The sequence below is a fragment of the Pseudomonas sp. UC 17F4 genome, from assembly GCF_900101695.1.
Lineage (GTDB): Bacteria > Pseudomonadota > Gammaproteobacteria > Pseudomonadales > Pseudomonadaceae > Aquipseudomonas.
The window spans coordinates 3,123,967-3,140,406 of sequence record NZ_FNKV01000001.1; the positions used below are offsets into that span (position 1 = coordinate 3,123,967).

Annotated in this window: 16 protein-coding genes; 10 read left to right on the forward strand and 6 right to left on the reverse strand. The window is 65.3% G+C overall.

The features are described 5' to 3' along the window. The first annotated feature begins 12 nt into the window (after positions 1-12). The 3 genes from BLR26_RS14455 to BLR26_RS14465 all read left to right on the forward strand — a co-directional run bounded on the left by BLR26_RS14455 (position 13) and on the right by BLR26_RS14465 (position 4,159). Positions 13-804 (forward strand): fimbrial biogenesis chaperone, encoded by a 792-nt coding sequence (locus BLR26_RS14455; protein ID WP_093381660.1) that lies wholly within the window; start codon positions 13-15, stop codon positions 802-804. 65 nt (positions 805-869) lie between these two features. Next, entirely contained in the window at positions 870-3,197 is a 2,328-nt protein-coding gene (locus BLR26_RS14460) for a fimbria/pilus outer membrane usher protein (protein WP_256326772.1), read from the forward strand. Beyond that, a complete protein-coding gene (locus tag BLR26_RS14465) occupies positions 3,194-4,159 on the forward strand; it encodes a Csu type fimbrial protein (protein ID WP_093381666.1) in 966 nt (321 codons plus the stop codon). The genes BLR26_RS14460 and BLR26_RS14465 overlap by 4 nt, the downstream gene beginning before the upstream one ends. Here the strand turns inward: BLR26_RS14465 and BLR26_RS14470 are convergent. Then, positions 4,123-5,331 (reverse strand): MFS transporter, encoded by a 1,209-nt coding sequence (locus tag BLR26_RS14470; RefSeq protein ID WP_093381669.1) that lies wholly within the window; start codon positions 5,329-5,331, stop codon positions 4,123-4,125. The two genes, BLR26_RS14465 and BLR26_RS14470, sit on opposite strands and share 37 nt — an antisense overlap. A 91-nt stretch (positions 5,332-5,422) precedes the next feature. Here BLR26_RS14470 and BLR26_RS14475 point away from each other — a divergent pair, with 91 nt between their 5' ends. From BLR26_RS14475 to BLR26_RS14500, 6 genes are all read left to right on the forward strand, one after another. Then, positions 5,423-5,872, forward strand: a complete 450-nt coding sequence (locus BLR26_RS14475) for a winged helix-turn-helix transcriptional regulator (protein WP_045194053.1) — start codon at positions 5,423-5,425, stop codon at positions 5,870-5,872. Between the two features lie 105 nt (positions 5,873-5,977). Further along, the gene (locus tag BLR26_RS14480; protein WP_045194052.1) at positions 5,978-7,480 is read left to right on the forward strand and encodes an APC family permease; all 1,503 of its coding nucleotides are present in this window, start codon (positions 5,978-5,980) and stop codon (positions 7,478-7,480) included. Beyond that, on the forward strand, positions 7,440-8,024 hold the full coding sequence (locus BLR26_RS14485; protein ID WP_093381672.1) for a DUF3156 family protein: 585 nt from the start codon (positions 7,440-7,442) through the stop codon (positions 8,022-8,024). Before BLR26_RS14480 ends, BLR26_RS14485 begins: the two co-directional genes overlap by 41 nt. Before the next feature lie 117 nt (positions 8,025-8,141). Beyond that, the gene (gene feaR / locus BLR26_RS14490; RefSeq protein WP_093381675.1) at positions 8,142-9,086 is read left to right on the forward strand and encodes a transcriptional regulator FeaR; all 945 of its coding nucleotides are present in this window, start codon (positions 8,142-8,144) and stop codon (positions 9,084-9,086) included. A gap of 131 nt (positions 9,087-9,217) precedes the next feature. Continuing rightward, positions 9,218-10,441 carry a multidrug effflux MFS transporter gene (locus BLR26_RS14495; RefSeq protein WP_093381678.1) on the forward strand — a complete coding sequence of 408 codons (1,224 nt, stop codon included), beginning with the start codon at positions 9,218-9,220 and terminating at the stop codon, positions 10,439-10,441. A gap of 27 nt (positions 10,442-10,468) precedes the next feature. After that, positions 10,469-11,053 carry a TetR/AcrR family transcriptional regulator gene (locus BLR26_RS14500; protein ID WP_093381681.1) on the forward strand — a complete coding sequence of 195 codons (585 nt, stop codon included), beginning with the start codon at positions 10,469-10,471 and terminating at the stop codon, positions 11,051-11,053. A 57-nt stretch (positions 11,054-11,110) separates the two neighbouring features. Here the strand turns inward: BLR26_RS14500 and BLR26_RS14505 are convergent, their stop codons facing one another. Further along, positions 11,111-11,476 (reverse strand): cupin domain-containing protein, encoded by a 366-nt coding sequence (locus tag BLR26_RS14505; RefSeq protein ID WP_093381683.1) that lies wholly within the window; start codon positions 11,474-11,476, stop codon positions 11,111-11,113. A 34-nt stretch (positions 11,477-11,510) separates the two neighbouring features. Beyond that, positions 11,511-12,809, reverse strand: coding sequence for an NAD(P)/FAD-dependent oxidoreductase (locus BLR26_RS14510; RefSeq protein ID WP_093381685.1), 1,299 nt, complete (start codon positions 12,807-12,809; stop codon positions 11,511-11,513). Positions 12,810-12,973: 164 nt separating this feature from the next. On the opposite strand from BLR26_RS14510, the gene hpaR reads away from it, so the two are divergent. Continuing rightward, positions 12,974-13,396 carry a homoprotocatechuate degradation operon regulator HpaR gene (gene hpaR, locus BLR26_RS14515; RefSeq protein WP_093381688.1) on the forward strand — a complete coding sequence of 141 codons (423 nt, stop codon included), beginning with the start codon at positions 12,974-12,976 and terminating at the stop codon, positions 13,394-13,396. A gap of 72 nt (positions 13,397-13,468) precedes the next feature. Here the strand turns inward: hpaR and hpaI are convergent, their stop codons facing one another. The 3 genes from hpaI to BLR26_RS14530 are packed head-to-tail and all read right to left on the reverse strand — an operon-like array spanning position 13,469 to position 16,402. After that, positions 13,469-14,272: a 4-hydroxy-2-oxoheptanedioate aldolase gene (gene hpaI / locus BLR26_RS14520; RefSeq protein WP_093381693.1), complete on the reverse strand. Its 804-nt coding sequence runs from the start codon at positions 14,270-14,272 to the stop codon at positions 13,469-13,471. A gap of 10 nt (positions 14,273-14,282) precedes the next feature. Next, complete coding sequence (hpaH, locus tag BLR26_RS14525; protein ID WP_093381696.1) at positions 14,283-15,086, reverse strand: 2-oxo-hept-4-ene-1,7-dioate hydratase; 804 nt, start codon at positions 15,084-15,086, stop codon at positions 14,283-14,285. A gap of 11 nt (positions 15,087-15,097) precedes the next feature. Further along, positions 15,098-16,402: an MFS transporter gene (locus tag BLR26_RS14530; protein WP_093381700.1), complete on the reverse strand. Its 1,305-nt coding sequence runs from the start codon at positions 16,400-16,402 to the stop codon at positions 15,098-15,100. Positions 16,403-16,440 lie beyond the last annotated feature (38 nt).

Here is a 16,440-nt window from a genome sequence, read left to right on the forward strand (position 1 = left end):
AGGAGAGTGTGCATGGAAGTAGGCGCCGGCAGTTCGCGCTTGAGCTACACCCTGTTGAGCTGTGCCCTGGCGCTGTTGTGCAGTGCGCCGTTGCAGGCCGCCACCTCGGTACTGATCTGGCCGATCGATCCGGTGCTGGAGGCCAATCAGAAAGCCGGCGCGCTGTGGCTGGAGAACCGTGGCGATGCGCCGGCCAACCTGCAGGTGCGGGTGTTCGCCTGGCGCCAGGGCGAGTTCGACGACCAGTACCAGGCCCAGCGCGAGATTATCGGCAGCCCGCCAGTGGCCAATATCGCCCCGGGGCAAAAGCAGCTGATTCGCCTGACCCGCACCGGCAGCTCGCCGGTGGGCCAAGAGCAGGCCTACCGGATCATCATCGATGAAATTCCCCCGGCCTTGCCGGCCGCGGCCAGCGCCGACAAGGCCCAGGCGGCGATCCGCTTCCAGATGCGTTATTCGGTGCCGCTGTTCGTCTACGGTGAAGGTTTGTGGGGCAAGCCTGATCCCAGTGGCCAGCGCGGTGACAGTGCGGTGGGCAAGCCGTTGCTGAGCTGGCGTCAGGTCTCTGTACAAGGCAAGCCCTATGTGGAAATCCGCAACAGCGGCCCGGTGCATGCGCGCCTGACTGACGTGGTGCTGCAGCAGGGCAGCCAGAGCCGGCCGCTGGTGGAGGGTTTGCTCGGCTATGTGCTGCCCGGCGCCAGCATGCGCTGGCCGGCGCCGCAGCCGCTGGGCGCCGCTTCAGTGCTCAAGGGCCGGGTCAATGGCCAGGAGCCTGCGCAAACCCTGAGTCAGGGGCAATGAACGACAGCTAGCAGCACTACAGGGGCCAGGGAGGACCCGGTAATGGTCGGATACTGTGTGTGAGCATCTCTTCGGCGCTGCGGGCCTGTGGCCTGACCGTGCTGGGCTGTGGTTCGCTGTTGGCTGGCGAGCTGCTGCCGCCCCCGGCCAGCCTCGAGGCGGTCGCCGATGCGCCGTTGTTCCTGGAACTGCTGGTCAACCAGATGAGCAGCCCTGAACTGGTGGCGGTGCAGCAGCGCGCCGGGCGCCTGTACATGGCCACCGCCGACCTGCAGGCGGCTGGCATCGAGCTGCCCGGCGAGTACGGCGACGAAGTGGCGCTGGACAGCATCCCCGGCCTGCACACCGACTACGACAGCCAGGGCCAGCGCCTGGTGCTGCAGGTGCCACCGGCCTGGTTGCCGACCCAGCGCATCGGCAGCCGCCAGTTGTACCCGGCCAGTGAAGCGCGCAGCAGCTTTGGCGCCTTGCTCAACTATGACCTGTATTTCAACGATACCGACGACGGTGGCCGCTATCTCGCGGCGTGGAACGAGCTGCGCCTGTTCGACAGCTGGGGCACGCTGTCGACCACCGGCCAGTGGCGTCAGTCCTTGGGCGGCAACGACTACGCCGACAGCCAGGAAGGCTTTCGCCGCTACGACACCACCTGGCGCTACACCGACGAGGCGCGCCTGCTGACCCTGGAAGTCGGCGACGTGCTCAGCGGCGCCTTGCCCTGGACCAGTTCGGTGCGCCTGGGCGGCCTGCAACTGTCGCGTGACTTTGCCGTGCGCCCGGACCTGGTCACCTACCCATTGCCGGCCTTTGCCGGGGAAGCGGCGGTGCCGTCCTCGGTGGATCTGTTCATCAACGGCTACAAAAGCTCCAGCGCCGATTTGCAGCCAGGCCCCTACACCCTGACCAACGTGCCGTTCATCAACGGCGCCGGCGAGGCGGTGGTGGTGACCACCGATGCCCTCGGCCGGCAGGTGTCGACCACCTTGCCGTTCTATGTCACCAGCAGCTTGTTGCAAAAAGGCCTGGCGGATTTCTCGCTGGCCGCCGGCAGCCTGCGCCGGGACTACGCGCTTCGCGACTTTGCCTATGGCCCGGGGGTGGCCGCCGCCAGTTTGCGCTACGGCCTGAGCGACAGCTTCACCCTCGAAAGCCACGCCGAGGCGGCCGAGTCCCTGGCCCTTGGCGGGCTGGGCGGCAACTGGCAGGTGGGCAACTGGGGCGTGGTCAATGCGGCGCTGAGCCAGAGCAGCTTCGACAGCCGCAGCGGCCAGCAACTGAGCGTCGGCTACCAGTACAACAGCCAGCGCCTGGGCTTCAATTACCAGCGCCTGCAACGGCGCGGCGACTATGCCGACCTGTCGCTGGTCGACAGCCCCTACACGCGCCTGAGCCAGCGCAGCGAACAGGTGACCATAAGCGTCAACCTCGAACGCTACGGCAGCCTCGGCGCCGGTTACTTCGATGTGCGCGCCGGTGACAACTCGCGCACCCGTTTGCTCAACCTCAGCTGGAGCAAGCCGTTGTGGCGCAACAGCAGCCTGTACCTGTCGGCCAACCGCGAAATCGGCGACAGCCAGTGGGCGGTGCAGGCGCAACTGGTGATTCCGTTCGACCTGCGCGGCACCCTGAGCTTTAGCGTTGAGCGCAACAAGGAGGGCCAGAACCAGCAACGGGTCAACTACAGCCGCGCGGTGCCCAGCGAAGGTGGCTTGGGCTTCAACCTCGGTTACGCCGACGGCGACCGTGAGGCTTACCGTCAGGCCGACGTCACCTGGCGCCTGCAGTCGGTGCAACTGCAGGCCGGTGCCTATGGCAGCAGCGACAGCATGACCCGCTGGGCCGATGCCAGCGGTTCGCTGGTGTGGATGGACGCCGGGCTGTTCGCCGCCAACCGTATCGACGATGCCTTCGTGGTGGTCAGCACCGAGGGTTTTGCCCAAGTGCCGGTACGCTACGAAAACCAGCTGGTCGGGCGCACCGACAAGAACGGCCACCTGCTGGTGCCCTGGAGTAGCGCCTACTACCGCGCCAAGTACGAGATCGACCCCATGGAACTGCCGGCCAACGTCCAGAGCCCGCAGGTCGAGCAGCGGGTGGCGGTGCGCCGGGGCAGCGGCTACCTGCTGGAATTCCCGCTGCAACGGGTGGTGGCGGCGAGCATCGTCCTGGTCGATGGCAACCATAAGGAACTGCCGCTGGGCAGCCAGGTGCGCCATGAGCAGAGCGGGGCGCTGGCGGTGGTCGGCTGGGACGGGCTGGTGTACCTGGAAGGGCTGGCCGCGGACAACAGCCTGCAGGTGCAGATCGCCAACGGCGGCAGTTGCCGGGTGCAGTTCAAGCTGGCGCCCGAGCAGGACCAGGTGCCGCTGATCGGCCCGCTGGTGTGCCAATGAAGCGCCTGCTGATGCTCCTGGCCTTGCTCGCCAGCCCCCAGGTGCACGCGTTGTGCTCGGTGATCGATACCGCGCCGGCAAGCTTTGGCAGTGTCAGCTCGACCCTGGTGCGCACCACCGTGCAGTCGGCCTCGACCCTCAATAGCGGGCTGCAATGCACCGGCTCGCTGGTCAGCCTGCTGGCCAGCGACGATCACTTCTACGCCACTTTCACCCCACCGGCCGGCAGTACCGGCCTGCTCGGCCCCACGGGCGATGTGATCGGCTACACCCTGTACGCCAACAACACCACCAACTACCCGATCGCCCGCAGCCTGCCTTACGACTTTGCCCGCAACGGCATCCTCGATGCCTTGGGCCTGCTCAACGGCACCACGCCCAAGTCGGTGCCGCTCTACCTCAAGAGCCTGAGCGGCAGCAACGTCGCCGCCGGCCTTTATCAGGAAGTCCTGACGGTGTACTGGAACATCAGCTACTGCTGGGGCATTGGCGTCGGCAGTATCTGCCTGGGCCGGCAGAACCTCACCGGCACCACCAGCCTGACCGTGAGCCTGACAGTGACCAATGACTGCCAGATCACCAGCCCCAACATCAGCTTCGGTAGCGCGCCGGTGGTCGGCGGCTTCAGCACGGTCAACAGCAACGTCAATGTCTCCTGCACCAAGGGCAGCAACTACACCGTGGGCCTGGACGATGGCCAGAATGTCTCCGCCGGGCGCCGGCGGATGAAGTCGGCGGCCAACAACTATATGGCCTATGACATCTTCAAGAGCGCTGGCAGCGTGCGTTGGGGCAGCGTCACCACGGCCCGGCGGGCCAGCAGCGACGCCGATATCAACCCCGGTGTGGGCACCGGCACCGGCAGCCAGATCTTCAACTACAACGCCAAGGTCTACACCGACCAGGCCACACCGCCCGCCGGCACTTACCTGGACAACGTAATACTCGACGTGCAGTTCTGAGCCCGTGCGCCTTCGCTCAGCCACCAGTAACCCAGGGCCACGGCATTGAGCAGCGCGCCATAGGCACACACCAGCAGCCAGCCGCCCCAGGCATAGGCCAGGGTCGAAGTCAGCGCGCCGAAGGCACTGCCCACCGAGTAGAACAGCATGTAAGCAGCGGTCAGCCGGCTGTGGGTGGCTTCAGGCAGGCGGTAGATCAGGCTCTGGCTGGCGACGTGCACGGCCTGCAGGCCCAGGTCGAAGACCACCACGCCGAGCAGCAGCGCCCACAACGAATATTCAGTCAGGGCGATGGCCGCCCAGGACGCCAGCATCAACACCAGCGAGCCGCCACTGACCCACTGGCCCAGGCCGCGATCCACCAGCGCCCCGGCCCGCGCCGCCGCCAGTGCGCCCGCCGCGCCCGCCAGGCCGAACAGGCCCACTTCGCTGGTCGACAACGACAGCGGCGGGGCGCTCAGGGGCAACACCAGCGGCGTCCACAGCACCATCGCCGAGGCGAAGCTGAGCAGGGCCAGCACTGAGCGTCGGCGCAGCAGCGGTTCATCGCGCAGCAGCAACGCCAGTGAATGCAGCAGCTCGCGGTAACTGCCCGCCGCCTGCACCGGTTGTTGCCGAGGCAGCACGCGCCAGAGCAAGACGGCAATTACCAGGGTCAAGGCCGCCGACAGCCAGTAGATCGAGCGCCAGCCGGCGAGGTCAGCCATGGCCCCGGACAAGGTACGCGCCAGCAAAATGCCAATGACGATGCCGCTGGTGATCACCCCCACGACATGACCGCGTTCGCTAGCCGCCGACAGCGTCGCGGCATAGGCCACCAGTACCTGGGTGACCACCGCCAGCAGGCCGGTCAGGCCCATGCCCAGCAGCAGCCAGGGCGTGCTCGGTGCCCAGGCAATCAGCACCAGGGCCAGGGCCGACAGTAGCGACTGGCCAACGATCAGTCGCCGGCGGTTGAGGCGATCGCCCAACGGCACCAGCAACAACAGGCCCAGGCCATAGCCGACCTGGGTCAGGGTCACCACCAGGCCGACCAGGCCGGGGTCGATGGCAAATTCCCGGGCCATGGCTTCGAGCAAGGGTTGCGCGTAGTAGACATTGCCCACCGCCAGGGCGCAGGCCACGGAGAACAGCAAGATGACGGCGGATGACATTCGGTGTTGGGGCTGCATGGGCTCGATCCTTCTGGTTGCATAATGAAACCAGTTGTACGCTAGAGAAACTGGTTTTATATTGCAACCACTTTCACTGGCGAGATTTCCCATGGTCCAACGTACCCGCCTGCAAGACGCCGAATGCCCGGTGGCGCGTTCCCTCGATGCCATTGGTGACTGGTGGTCGCTGCTGATCGTGCGTGACGCCTTCGATGGCCTGAAGCGCTTCAGTGAGTTCCAGCGCAACCTGGGCATGGCCAAGAACATCCTCAGCACCCGCCTGCGGCAACTGGTCGAGCACCAGATCTTCGAGCTGGTGCCGGTGTCCGAGGGCAGCGCCTACCAGGAATACGTGCTCACCGAGAAAGGCCTGGGACTGTTCCCGTTGATCGTCGGCTTGCGCCAATGGGGCGAGGCGTTCTACTTCGCCGAGGGCGAGGCCCATTCGCAACTGGTCGACCGCGAGCACGGCAAACCGGTCCAGGCCCTGCAGTTGCGCGCCGCCGACGGCCGCCTGCTCGGCCCGCACGACTGCGTGCGCCTGCCGGCCCGGGGCTGAGCCTGGCAGCCAGCTACAACCTTCACGGCAGCCACGGGCAAGACGGCCATTGCCAGCGCGCGCAGAGTAGGACCACTGTCATCCTTCTGCTCGAGGTCTTTTGCCATGTCGCTCAACGACACGCTCAGTGCGCACCTGAATCGCGGCACGGTCGGCTTTCCCACCGCCCTTGCCAGTACCATCGGCCTGATCATGGCAAGCCCGGTGATCCTCACCGCGACCATGGGCTTCGGTATCGGCGGCAGTGCCTTCGCCGTGGCCATGCTGATCGCGGTGGTGATGATGCTGGCGCAGGCGACCACCTTTGCCGAGGCGGCGTCGATCCTGCCGACCACCGGCGCGGTGTACGACTACATCAACTGTGGCATGGGGCGCTTTTTCGCCATCACCGGCACGCTCTCGGCCTACCTGATCGTCCACGTCTTTGCCGGCACCGCCGAGACCATGCTGGCCGGGGTCATGGCCCTGGTGAACTTCGAGCACCTCAACACCCTGGCCGAATCGGCCGGTGGTTCGTGGCTGCTGGGTGTCGGCTTCGTGATCATCTTCGCCATCCTCAATGCCTTTGGCGTCAGCGCCTTCGGCAAGGCCGAGATCATCCTCACCTTCGGCATGTGGACCACGCTGATGGTCTTCGGCGTGCTCGGCCTGATGGCCGCGCCGGCGGTGGAGCTGGAGGGCTGGTTCGGCGTGTCGCTGGTCGGCACGGACCTGGTGACCATCCTCTCGCTGGTGGGCATGGCCATGTTCATGTTCGTCGGCTGCGAGTTCGTTACGCCGCTGGCGCCGGATTTGCGCCAGTCGGCGAAAAGCATGCCGCGGGCCATGGCCCTGGGCCTGCTGGGGGTGGCGACGTGCATGTTCATCTATGGTGCGGCGATGAAGCGCCAGGTCGACAACGTGCTGCTCGATGCCGCCAGCGGCGTGCACTTGCTCGACACGCCCATGGCCATCCCGCGCTTTGCCGAACAGGTGATGGGCGATATCGGCCCGCTGTGGCTGGGCATCGGCTTTCTGTTCGCCGGTGCGGCGACCATCAACACGCTGATGGCCGGGGTGCCGCGGATTCTCTACGGCATGGCCGTGGACGGCGCCTTGCCCAAGGTGTTCACCTACCTGCACCCGCGCTTTAAAACGCCGCTGCTGTGCATCCTCGTCGCCGCCCTGATTCCATGCCTGCATGCCCTGTGGCTGGGCGGCAACACCGACCGCATCATGCACCTGGTGCTGGCGGCGGTGTGCGCCTGGAGCACCGCGTACCTGCTGGTGACCCTGTCGGTGGTGATCCTGCGCATCCGTCGCCCGGACCTGCCACGGGCCTATCGCTCGCCGTGGTTCCCGCTGCCGCAAATCCTCTCGAGCGTCGGTATTGTTCTGGGCATGTGGTTCATCACCCCGCCGGGCATGGACCCGGCCGACATCTACGTGCCCTTTGGCCTGATGCTGGCCGGCACCGCGGTGTATGCGCTGTTCTGGACGCTACTGGTGCAGAAGGTCAACCCGTTCAAGCCGGCTTCGGTGGAAGAGGTGCTGGCGCGCGAATTCGCTCATCAACCGGGGACTGCACATGGCTATTGCCCTGCGCCAACTGTGGCAAAGGCTGTCTGATCGGGCGCCGGCCGGCTATCGGCCGGGGCTGACCCTTGAAAAGCTGCAACGCAACCTCGGTCTGGACAGCTTCGAGGTGCTCGGCCCGGGCCTTGGTCGCTTCAACTGGGCCGGGCAGGCGGTGCAGGTGCGCGAGCGCTGCGAAGCGCAGTTGCTCATGCACCTGGTGCTGAGCGAATTCAGCCTGAGCCTGCCTGCCACAGGGCAGGGCAGCGCCCACCTTGAACTGCACCACAGCGGGTCATTGCGCCGCAGCGGCCTGCGGGTTCAGCTGCGTCAGGGCGAGCCGGCGTTGCAGGCCGAACTGCAACGGCGCCTGCTGGCCGATAGTGCGTTGCTGCAGGCACTGATGCCCCTGGACTTCAAGCGCCTGCGCCTGCACAGAAGCGACGGCCAATGGACCCTGACCCTCGAGCACATCGGCGCCAGCGAGGTGGTCAACCGCCTGCCGGCCTTTCGTCGCTACATTCGCCTGAGCCCCGAACAACGCCAGCACCTGCTGGCCACCCTGCAAGGCGTGCCGGGGCTGTTGGCCGGGCTCTGAGCCGGCCATCTGGCATCAAACCTGCTTCCACTCTGGCTGCTTCACGCAAGTTGCGCGCACATAGATAACATGTTAACTATTGCCCACCAAAAACAAGATGCCATTGTGGAGGTACCCATGAGTATCCATCACGCCAGCAGCCCTGCGCTGGAACGCTGGAACGCAACGATGCAGAACATCTGCGGGGTGTACGAGACGGAACTGGCGTTCAACCCCTCGCTGTTCATCGGCGAGATTTCCACCTGGTCGCGCGGCGGCCTGGCCCTGGCCAACCTGCGTACCAACGCCGGGCTGATCCGCCGCAAGGGCCTGAACAGCGACCGCGACAACGACCAGCATTGCTTTCTGGTCAGCCAGCGCACCGGCTTCTCGCAGATCACCCAGAACGGCGTCAGCATCCAGCTGGCGCCCGGCGAGATGCTCCTGATGGACGCCGCCGGTGCCTGCGAAATCATGCCCTTCGGCCTGATCGAGCACGCTTCGCTGTCGTTGTCGCGGGCCGAGGTGTGCAAGCAGTTGGGCAGCGACAGCCGCACCTTCGGCAAGATCTCCCAGACCCGCGCCTGCGGGCGCATGCTGCACCTGCTGATGGACCAGCTGTGCAAAGAGCAAAGCGCCGGCGAAGACGAGCAGAGCGAAGGTCAGGCGCTGCACAGCGCCTTCCTGTCGCTGCTCGGTTCGGCCCTTGAAGGCAGCGACGACCTCTGCGCGTTGCCGGCCTCAATACAGGGCGCCAACCTGCGCAGTTATGTGCAAAAAGTCATCGATGACTCCCTCGGCCAGGCCAACCTGACCCCGGTCAACCTCGCCAACCGCCTGAACATTTCCGTGCGCCACCTCTACCGCCTGTTCGAAGAGCAGGGCGACAGCGTCTGCCGCTACATCCAGCGCGCGCGCCTCAAACGCAGCGCCGCCGACCTCGCCAACCCGGTGCTCAAGCGCGAGTCGATCACCACCATTGCCTACAAATGGGGCTTCACCGACTCGGCGCACTTCAGCCGCTCGTTCAAGAAGCAGTTCGAGCAGTCGCCCAAGGACTACCGCGCCAGCAGCCTGGCCTGATCAGCGTTTGATCGTTGCTGGCTTGACCGCAGGATGCGGTCTGTATAGGCTCGTCCGACCTGGCTACCTACCGATAGGTAGGTAGAGCGCCAAGCGCCAGCCAGGTCCCGTTTTTATCTGGAATCAAGCCTATGCACAGTGCAGCCTCCACGCCGCCCGCCCGGGTCGGCTTCGCCATTTCCCTGGCCCTGATCGGCGCCCTCGGGCCCTCGGCGGTCGACATGTACCTGGCCAGCATGCCAAGCATCGCCAGCGAGTTCGCCACCTCCTATGCCGGGGTGCAACTGACCCTGACCGTGTTCCTCCTGGCCATGGGCGCCGGGCAGTTGTTGTTCGGGCCGTTGGTCGACACCCTCGGTCGGCGCCGGCCGTTGCTTGCCGGTTTGCTGGTGTTTGTCTTGAGCTCGCTGGCCGCCGCTGCCGCGCCCGACCTCAACAGCCTGCTGCTGGCGCGTTTCATCCAGGGCCTGGGTAGCGCCCTGACCCTGGTGGTGATCATGAGCATGGTCCGCGACGTTGCCGAAGGCGCGCGGGCGGCGCAGATCTTCGCCTTGCTGATGACCATCGAAGGCCTGGCGCCGGTGATCGCCCCGGCATTGGGCGGCTTTGTCGGTGCGCACTTTGGCTGGCGGGCGATCATGCTGGTGCTGGCGGCATTGGGCGTGCTGGTGCTGATCAACTCGGCGCTGATGCTCAAGGAAACCTTGCCCGAGGACAAGCGCATGGCCTGGCAGCCTCGGGAGTTCTTGCGCACTTACGTACGGATCGCCCGTGACCGCCAGTTCCTGCGCCCGGCCCTGGCCTTGTCGGCGGTGTTCTTCTTTCTGTTTGCCTACATCGGCGGGGCCGCTTTCGTTTACCAGCATCACTTCGGGCTGTCGGTCGAGGCGTTCGGCACCCTGTTCGGCGCCACCGGCGTGGCCATTCTGCTCGGCGCCATCACCGCGGGCCGCCTGGTGGCGCGCAAGGGCCTGGTGCGCCTGGCCCGCTGGGGCGCGGCGTGCATGCTGGTCGGCGCCGTGCTGGTGCTGGCCGGTGCGCTGAGTGCGGCGGGGCTGGTGGGTATCGTTGCCGGCATGGCGGTTGCCATGTTCGGCCTGGGCATTGCCGAGGCCACGCTGATGTCGCTGGTGATGTCTTCGCAGAGCACCGCGCTGGGCTCGACTGCTGCGTTGCTCGGTGCCTTCCAGTTGATCATTTCGTCGTTCGCCACGCCATTGTCGGGCATCATGGCGCCTTTGGGCGCGGCGCACTGGGCGTTGTTGCTCGGCCTTTCGGCGCTGTGCGTGGCGCTGCTGGTGCACATCAGCACCCGCCATGCCGAGCCGCAGGTGCACAGCCTGGCTGGGCATTGATCCGTATTTGTTGGGGGAGACGCCGCTATGAGAAGCCTGACGCCGTCGGCGGAAAAGATCTGCGCGATTGCCGTCGAGCAGTTTGCCGAGCTGGGTTACGACGCCTCGTCGCTCAACGATATCGCCGCGGCGGCGGGCATGCGCAAGCCGTCGTTGTATGCGCATTTTGCCGGCAAGGACGACCTGTTCCAGGTGGTCTATGCCCGGGCCCTGCACGCCGAGCACGAGTACCTGGAGGCGTGCTTTGCCGAGCAGGTGCCGACCGGCGAGCTGCCGGGGCAACGTTTTGCCGAGCGCTTGAACGCGCGCTACCAGGCCTCGGCGCATTTGCGCTTCATGCTGCGCACGGCGTTCTTCCCGCCCAGTGAACTGCGGCCGGTGATCTGTGCCGGCTTCGAGGCCTACCTGGCGAGGTTGGGCGAGTTGTTTGCCCAGGCGTTGCGCACGTTCGCGCCGGGGCTGGAGGAGGGGCAGCAGCGCTTGTATGGCGATGCCTACCTGGGGATCGTCGACAGTTTGAATGTCGAGTTGATCTATGCGGGGGCGGAGGCGTTCGAGCGGCGGTTGGCGGCGCTTTGGTGGATGTTCGGGATGTCGTTGGCAAAGCTTTAGGGCCTCATCGCGGGTCAAGTCGGTGCGGCGCCCCGACTTGCCCCGCGATGCTTTCAGTCAGACCACCGCAAAGTAATGCTTCACAAAGCTCTCGCTGAGAATCTCCCAGAGCACCGGCGTGCCCTTGGTCACGAACCAGCTGTCACCCACGTTGTAGGTGCGGCTCACACCCGTGGCTTCGTCGGTCAAGCGCACCTGGCCGGTGACTACCACGGCCTGTTCGTTGAACGGGTAGACCATGCGGAACTTGCCGGTGGTGGTGCCAAAGTAGGCGCTGCTGACCGGGTCGGTCGGTGCGCCGAAGGTCATTTTGCCGAAGGCGCGTACTTCGCCTTCGAGTATCTGCGAGCCCAGGTCGGCAACGGTGCCCCAGGCGTCGAGTTGGCTGAGCTGGAGGTTCGGGGTGACGGCAGTCAGGGTCATGTCAGTGTTCCTTGAGGGTTGAAAGAGTTGGGGCTTAGCGCCGGCCATTCCAGTAGCCGGACAGCTGGTGCCAGGATTTGCCGGCGGTCAGCAGCACCGAGCGCAGTTGATCCTTGGCCGGGATGGTCGGGCGTGGCACCGAGCTGATCAGGTCATAGCGCGCCGAGCCTTCGCTCATGCCTTCGGCCAGGACCTTGCAGATGATGTGGCTGGGGGTGACGCCAAAACCGGAATAACCTTGCACGTAGAAAGCGTTGCGCCGACCGGGCAGGGTGCCGATCTGCGGGAACAGGTTGGGGCTGCAGGCCATCGGCCCGCCCCAGGCCAGGTCGATTTTCACGTCCTTGAGGTAGGGGAAAATCTTCAGCATCAGGTTGCGGTTCCAGGCCTTGAGATCGCCCGGGATGTGTTCGACCAGCGGCGTGGCGGCACCAAACAGCAGGCGGTTCTCGTTGGTCACCCGGTAGTAATCGATCACCGGGCGGATGTCGCTGTAGGCCCCGCGAATCGGGCTGATGCGCTGGATCAGCTCGTCCGGCAATGGCTCGGTCATCATCTGGAAGGCGTAGGTGTTGATGGTCGAGCGGTGCAGCTCCGGCTCCAGCTTGTTGAGGAAACTGTCGCAAGCCCACAGCAGCTTGCTGGCGGTCACCGAACCGCGCCCGGTGCGCACGCGGATGCGCTCGCCGTACTGCACCTGCAGCGCCGGGCTGTTCTCGAAGATGCGCACGCCGTGTTCGCTGAGCGCCTTGGCTTCACCGAGCAACAGGTTCAGCGAGTGCACATGGCCACCGCCCATGTGCAGCAAGGCGCTGCTGTAGGCGTCGGAGCCGATGATCTGCTTGACCTCGCTGCCACCGAGAAATCGGATCTCATGCTGGGAGTTGACCGACTTGAAGTCCTTTTCCCAGGCGCGCAGGGTTTTTTCCTGGCGGGCGTTGAAGCCCATGTAGCCATAGCCGTGACAGAAGTCGGCGTCGATGGCGTACTTGGCGATGCGGTTCTTGATGATGTCGGCGCCCAAGTCGCTGATCTCGAAGATCTGCCGCAGGCCATCGTCGCCGACGTGCTGCTTGATCTTCTCCAGGTCATGGCCGATGCCGGCCATGATCTGCCCGCCATTGCGCCCGGTGCCACCAAAGCCCAGGTAGCGGGCTTCGAGCACGACGATGTTGGTGATGCCTTTTTCCGCCAGCTCCAGGGCCGTGTTGATCCCGGAAAAGCCGCCGCCGATGATGACCACGTCGGCGTCCACGTCCTGTTCCAGGGTCGGGAAGCTCAGGTTGTATTTTTTGGTGGCGGTGTAGTAGGTCGGCGTTTCGATGTTGATCATGGCGCAGCCTGAAAAGTGAAGTACTGATGGGCTCTATTAAGGCCTTGCCCGGCGCCTGCGTCTTGACCCTGCGTGCCGCCGGGCTTGACTGCCGGTGCCAGGGCTGTGGCAAGGCGTTGATTTTGTTAAAGTGTTAACAAAATAGCCTGATGATTAGCCTTCCCATGCCCCAGCCGCGCCCGTCGTTGACCCTGACCTTGTTGCAAGCCCGCGAAGCGGCCATGCGTTTTTTTCGCCCCTCGCTCAACCAGCACGGGCTCACCGAGCAGCAGTGGCGGGTGATCCGTATCCTGCGCCAACAGGGTGAAATGGAGATCTACCGCCTGGCGGAACTGGCCTGCATCCTCAAGCCGAGCATGACCGGGGTGCTGGTGCGCATGGAGGCGGCCGGCCTGGTCAGCCGGCGCAAGGCCGAACAGGACCAGCGCCGGGTGCTGGTCAACCTGGCGCAAAAGGGCGAGGAGATTTTTGCCTCGATGAGCCAATGCATGGAGAGCAATTACCGGCGCATTCAGGAGCAGTTCGGCGAGCAGAAGCTGCAGGCGTTGCTGGGGTTGCTGGAGGAGTTGAAGCAGGTGGGGCGGTGACCGCATCGCGGGGCAAGCCCGCTCCTACGGGATGTGCAGGAGCGGGCTTGACCCGCGATGAGGCCAGTACAGTCAATACACAGAAGGCCCAGACGAGCCCACTACCACATCCCCCTTGAACTTACCCGCCAACCCCTGCAAGCCCTTCATCAACACCGTGGTATCGACCCCCACCGCGACGAAGCCTGCGCCCAGCTCCAGGTAGCGCCGTGCCAAGGCTTCATCGGCACTGAGAATCCCCGCCGCCTTGCCGGCCTTCTGAATCTGCACGATCGCCTGTTCAATCGCCGCCTGCACCTCGGGGTGCCCGGGGTTGCCGCGATAGCCCATGGAGGCACTCAAGTCCGCCGGGCCGATGAACACCCCGTCAACGCCCTCGACCGCTGCAATCGCCTCAAGGTTGCGCAGCCCTTCAAGGCTTTCGATCTGCACCAGCAGGCACATCTGCTCATCGGCCTGGTCGAGGTAGCCGGGGATGCTGTTCCAGCGCGAGGCCCGCGCCAGGGCGCTGCCGACACCGCGCATGCCCTTGGGCGGGTAGTGCATGGCGCGCACCAGTTCGCGGGCCTGCCCGGCGCTTTCGACCATCGGCACCAGCAGGGTTTGTGCGCCGATATCCAGCACCTGCTTGATCAGCGCGGTGTCGCCGATCACCGGGCGGATGATCGCCTGGGCCGGGTAGGGGGCGATGGCCTGCAACTGGCCGAGCATGCCGCGCAGGTCGTTGGGCGCGTGTTCGCCGTCGATCAGCAGCCAGTCGAAACCGGCGTTGGCGGCAAGCTCGGCACAGTACGGCTCGGCCAGGCCAAGCCACAGGCCGATTTGCGCCTCGCCGCGTTGCAGGCGTTGTTTGAAGCGGTTGACGGGCATGTCCATGGGCAATTCCTCAAACGAAACGGCAGGCAATCGAACCGAGCATGTCGTAGTCGACATGGAAGGTATCGCCGGGGTTGGCCGCCACCGGGCGGGTGAAGGAGCCGCCGAGAATGATTTGCCCGGCTTCAAGGGTGACGTCGTACGGCGCCAGTTTGTTGGCCAGCCAGGCGACGCCCTTGGCCGGGTGGTTGAGCACCGCCGCCGAAACCCCGGACTCTTCGATCACGCCGTTGCGGTAGAGCACCGCCGGCACCTTGCGCAGGTCGATATCGCCCGGACGCACCGCGCGCCCGCCCATGACCACGCCGGCGTTGGCGGCGTTGTCGGAGATGGTGTCGAAGACCTTGCGGGTGGCCTGGGTCTGCGGGTCGATCTGCTGGATGCGCGCATCGATGATCTCCAGCGCCGGGATTACCCATTCAGTGGCGTCGAGTACGTCGAACAGGGTCACGTTCGGGCCCTTGAGCGGCTTGCCGAGGACGAACGCCAGCTCCACCTCGACCCGCGGCACGATAAAGCGCTCGAAGGGGATGTCGCTGCCTTCGTCGAAGAACATGTCATCGAGCAGCGCGCCGTAGTCCGGTTCGGTGATGTTCGACGACACCTGCATGGCCCGCGAGGTCAGGCCGATCTTGTGGCCGACCAGCTTGCGCCCGCCCTCGATTTTTTGTGCGACCCAGGCGCGCTGGATGGCGTAGGCGTCTTCGATGCTGATGCCCGGGTGCTCCAGGGAGAACTGCCGCACCTGTTCGCGGCTGCGTTCGGCGCGCTCGAGCTGGGCGGCGGCGTGCAGGATCTGGCTGTGGTCAAGCATGGCGAAATCTCTTACTGAGGGTTGACGATGGCAGCCTTGGTGCGCAGCACCAGCAAGCCGCCGAGGGTGATGAACAGCGCCAGTACGTACAGGGCCAGGCTGGCGCTCTGGGTGGTGTCGCGCATCCAGCCGATCAGGTACGGGGCGAGGAACGAGGCGATGCTGCCGAACGAGCTGATCAGGGCGATACCGGCGGCCTGGGTGGTGTTCGACAGGAATGCCGGCGGCAGTTGCCAGAACATCGGCAAGGCAGCGCTGGCGCCCATGCCGGCGATGATCAGGCCGCCCAGCACCATCACCGGGTTGCCGGGTGCCAGGCCGGCCACGGCGATGCCGGTGGCCGACATCAGCAGCGGCACGCACAGGTGCCAGCGGCGTTCACGCTGACGGTCGGAGGAACGGCCACAGGCGATCATGAAGAAGCACCCGGCCAGGTACGGCACGGCGCTCAACAGCCCGACGCGGCCATCGCTGCCGATGCCGGCGCCGTGGATCAGGGTCGGCATCCAGAATGCCAGGGTGTTGACCGCCAGCATCACCGCAAAGTACACCGCCACCAGCAGCCAGACCTGGCTGTCACGCAGGATGCCGGCAAACGAGGTGATGGATTTGCGCTGCTCTTCCTGGTTCAGTTGCTCGCGCAGTTGCTGCTTTTCAGTGCCGTTCAGCCAGCTGACACTCTCGAAGCTGTCGGGCAGGCACTTGAGTACCACCAGGCCGAGCAACACCACCGGCGCGCCTTCGATCAGGAACATCCACTGCCAGCCACGCAGGCCGGCGGCGTCGTGGAACAGCTCGAGGATGCCGCCCGACAGCGGCCCGCCGACCACCCCGGCCATGGGCACGGCGATGGCGAACAGCGCGGTGATCTGCCCACGACGGCGGGCCGGGTACCAGCGGTTGAGGTAAACCAGGATGCCGGGGAAGAAGCCGGCTTCAGCGACGCCGAGCAAAAAGCGCAGGACATAGAAGCCCGAGGCCGATTCAACCCAGAGCATGCTGGTCGACAGCGTGCCCCAGACCACCATCAGGGTGGCGATCCAGCGCCGTGGGCCGACGCGGTCCAGGGCCATGTTGCTGGGTACGCCGAACAGCGCGTAGGCAATGAAGAACAGCCCGGCACCAAAGCCGTAGACCGTGTCGCTGAAGTGCAGGTCGCTGCTCATCTGCATCTTGGCAAAACCAATGTTGATGCGGTCCAGGTGAGCGAACAGGTAGCAAATCAGCAGCAGCGGCATCAGCCGCCAGGTGATCTTGCTGTGGGTCGAGTCATGTTGGGCAAGGGCAGCGTGTTGGGCAGTATTGGCTGTGCTCATGATCTTGTACTTTTTGTCAGAGGGCCGTTGGGGAGGGC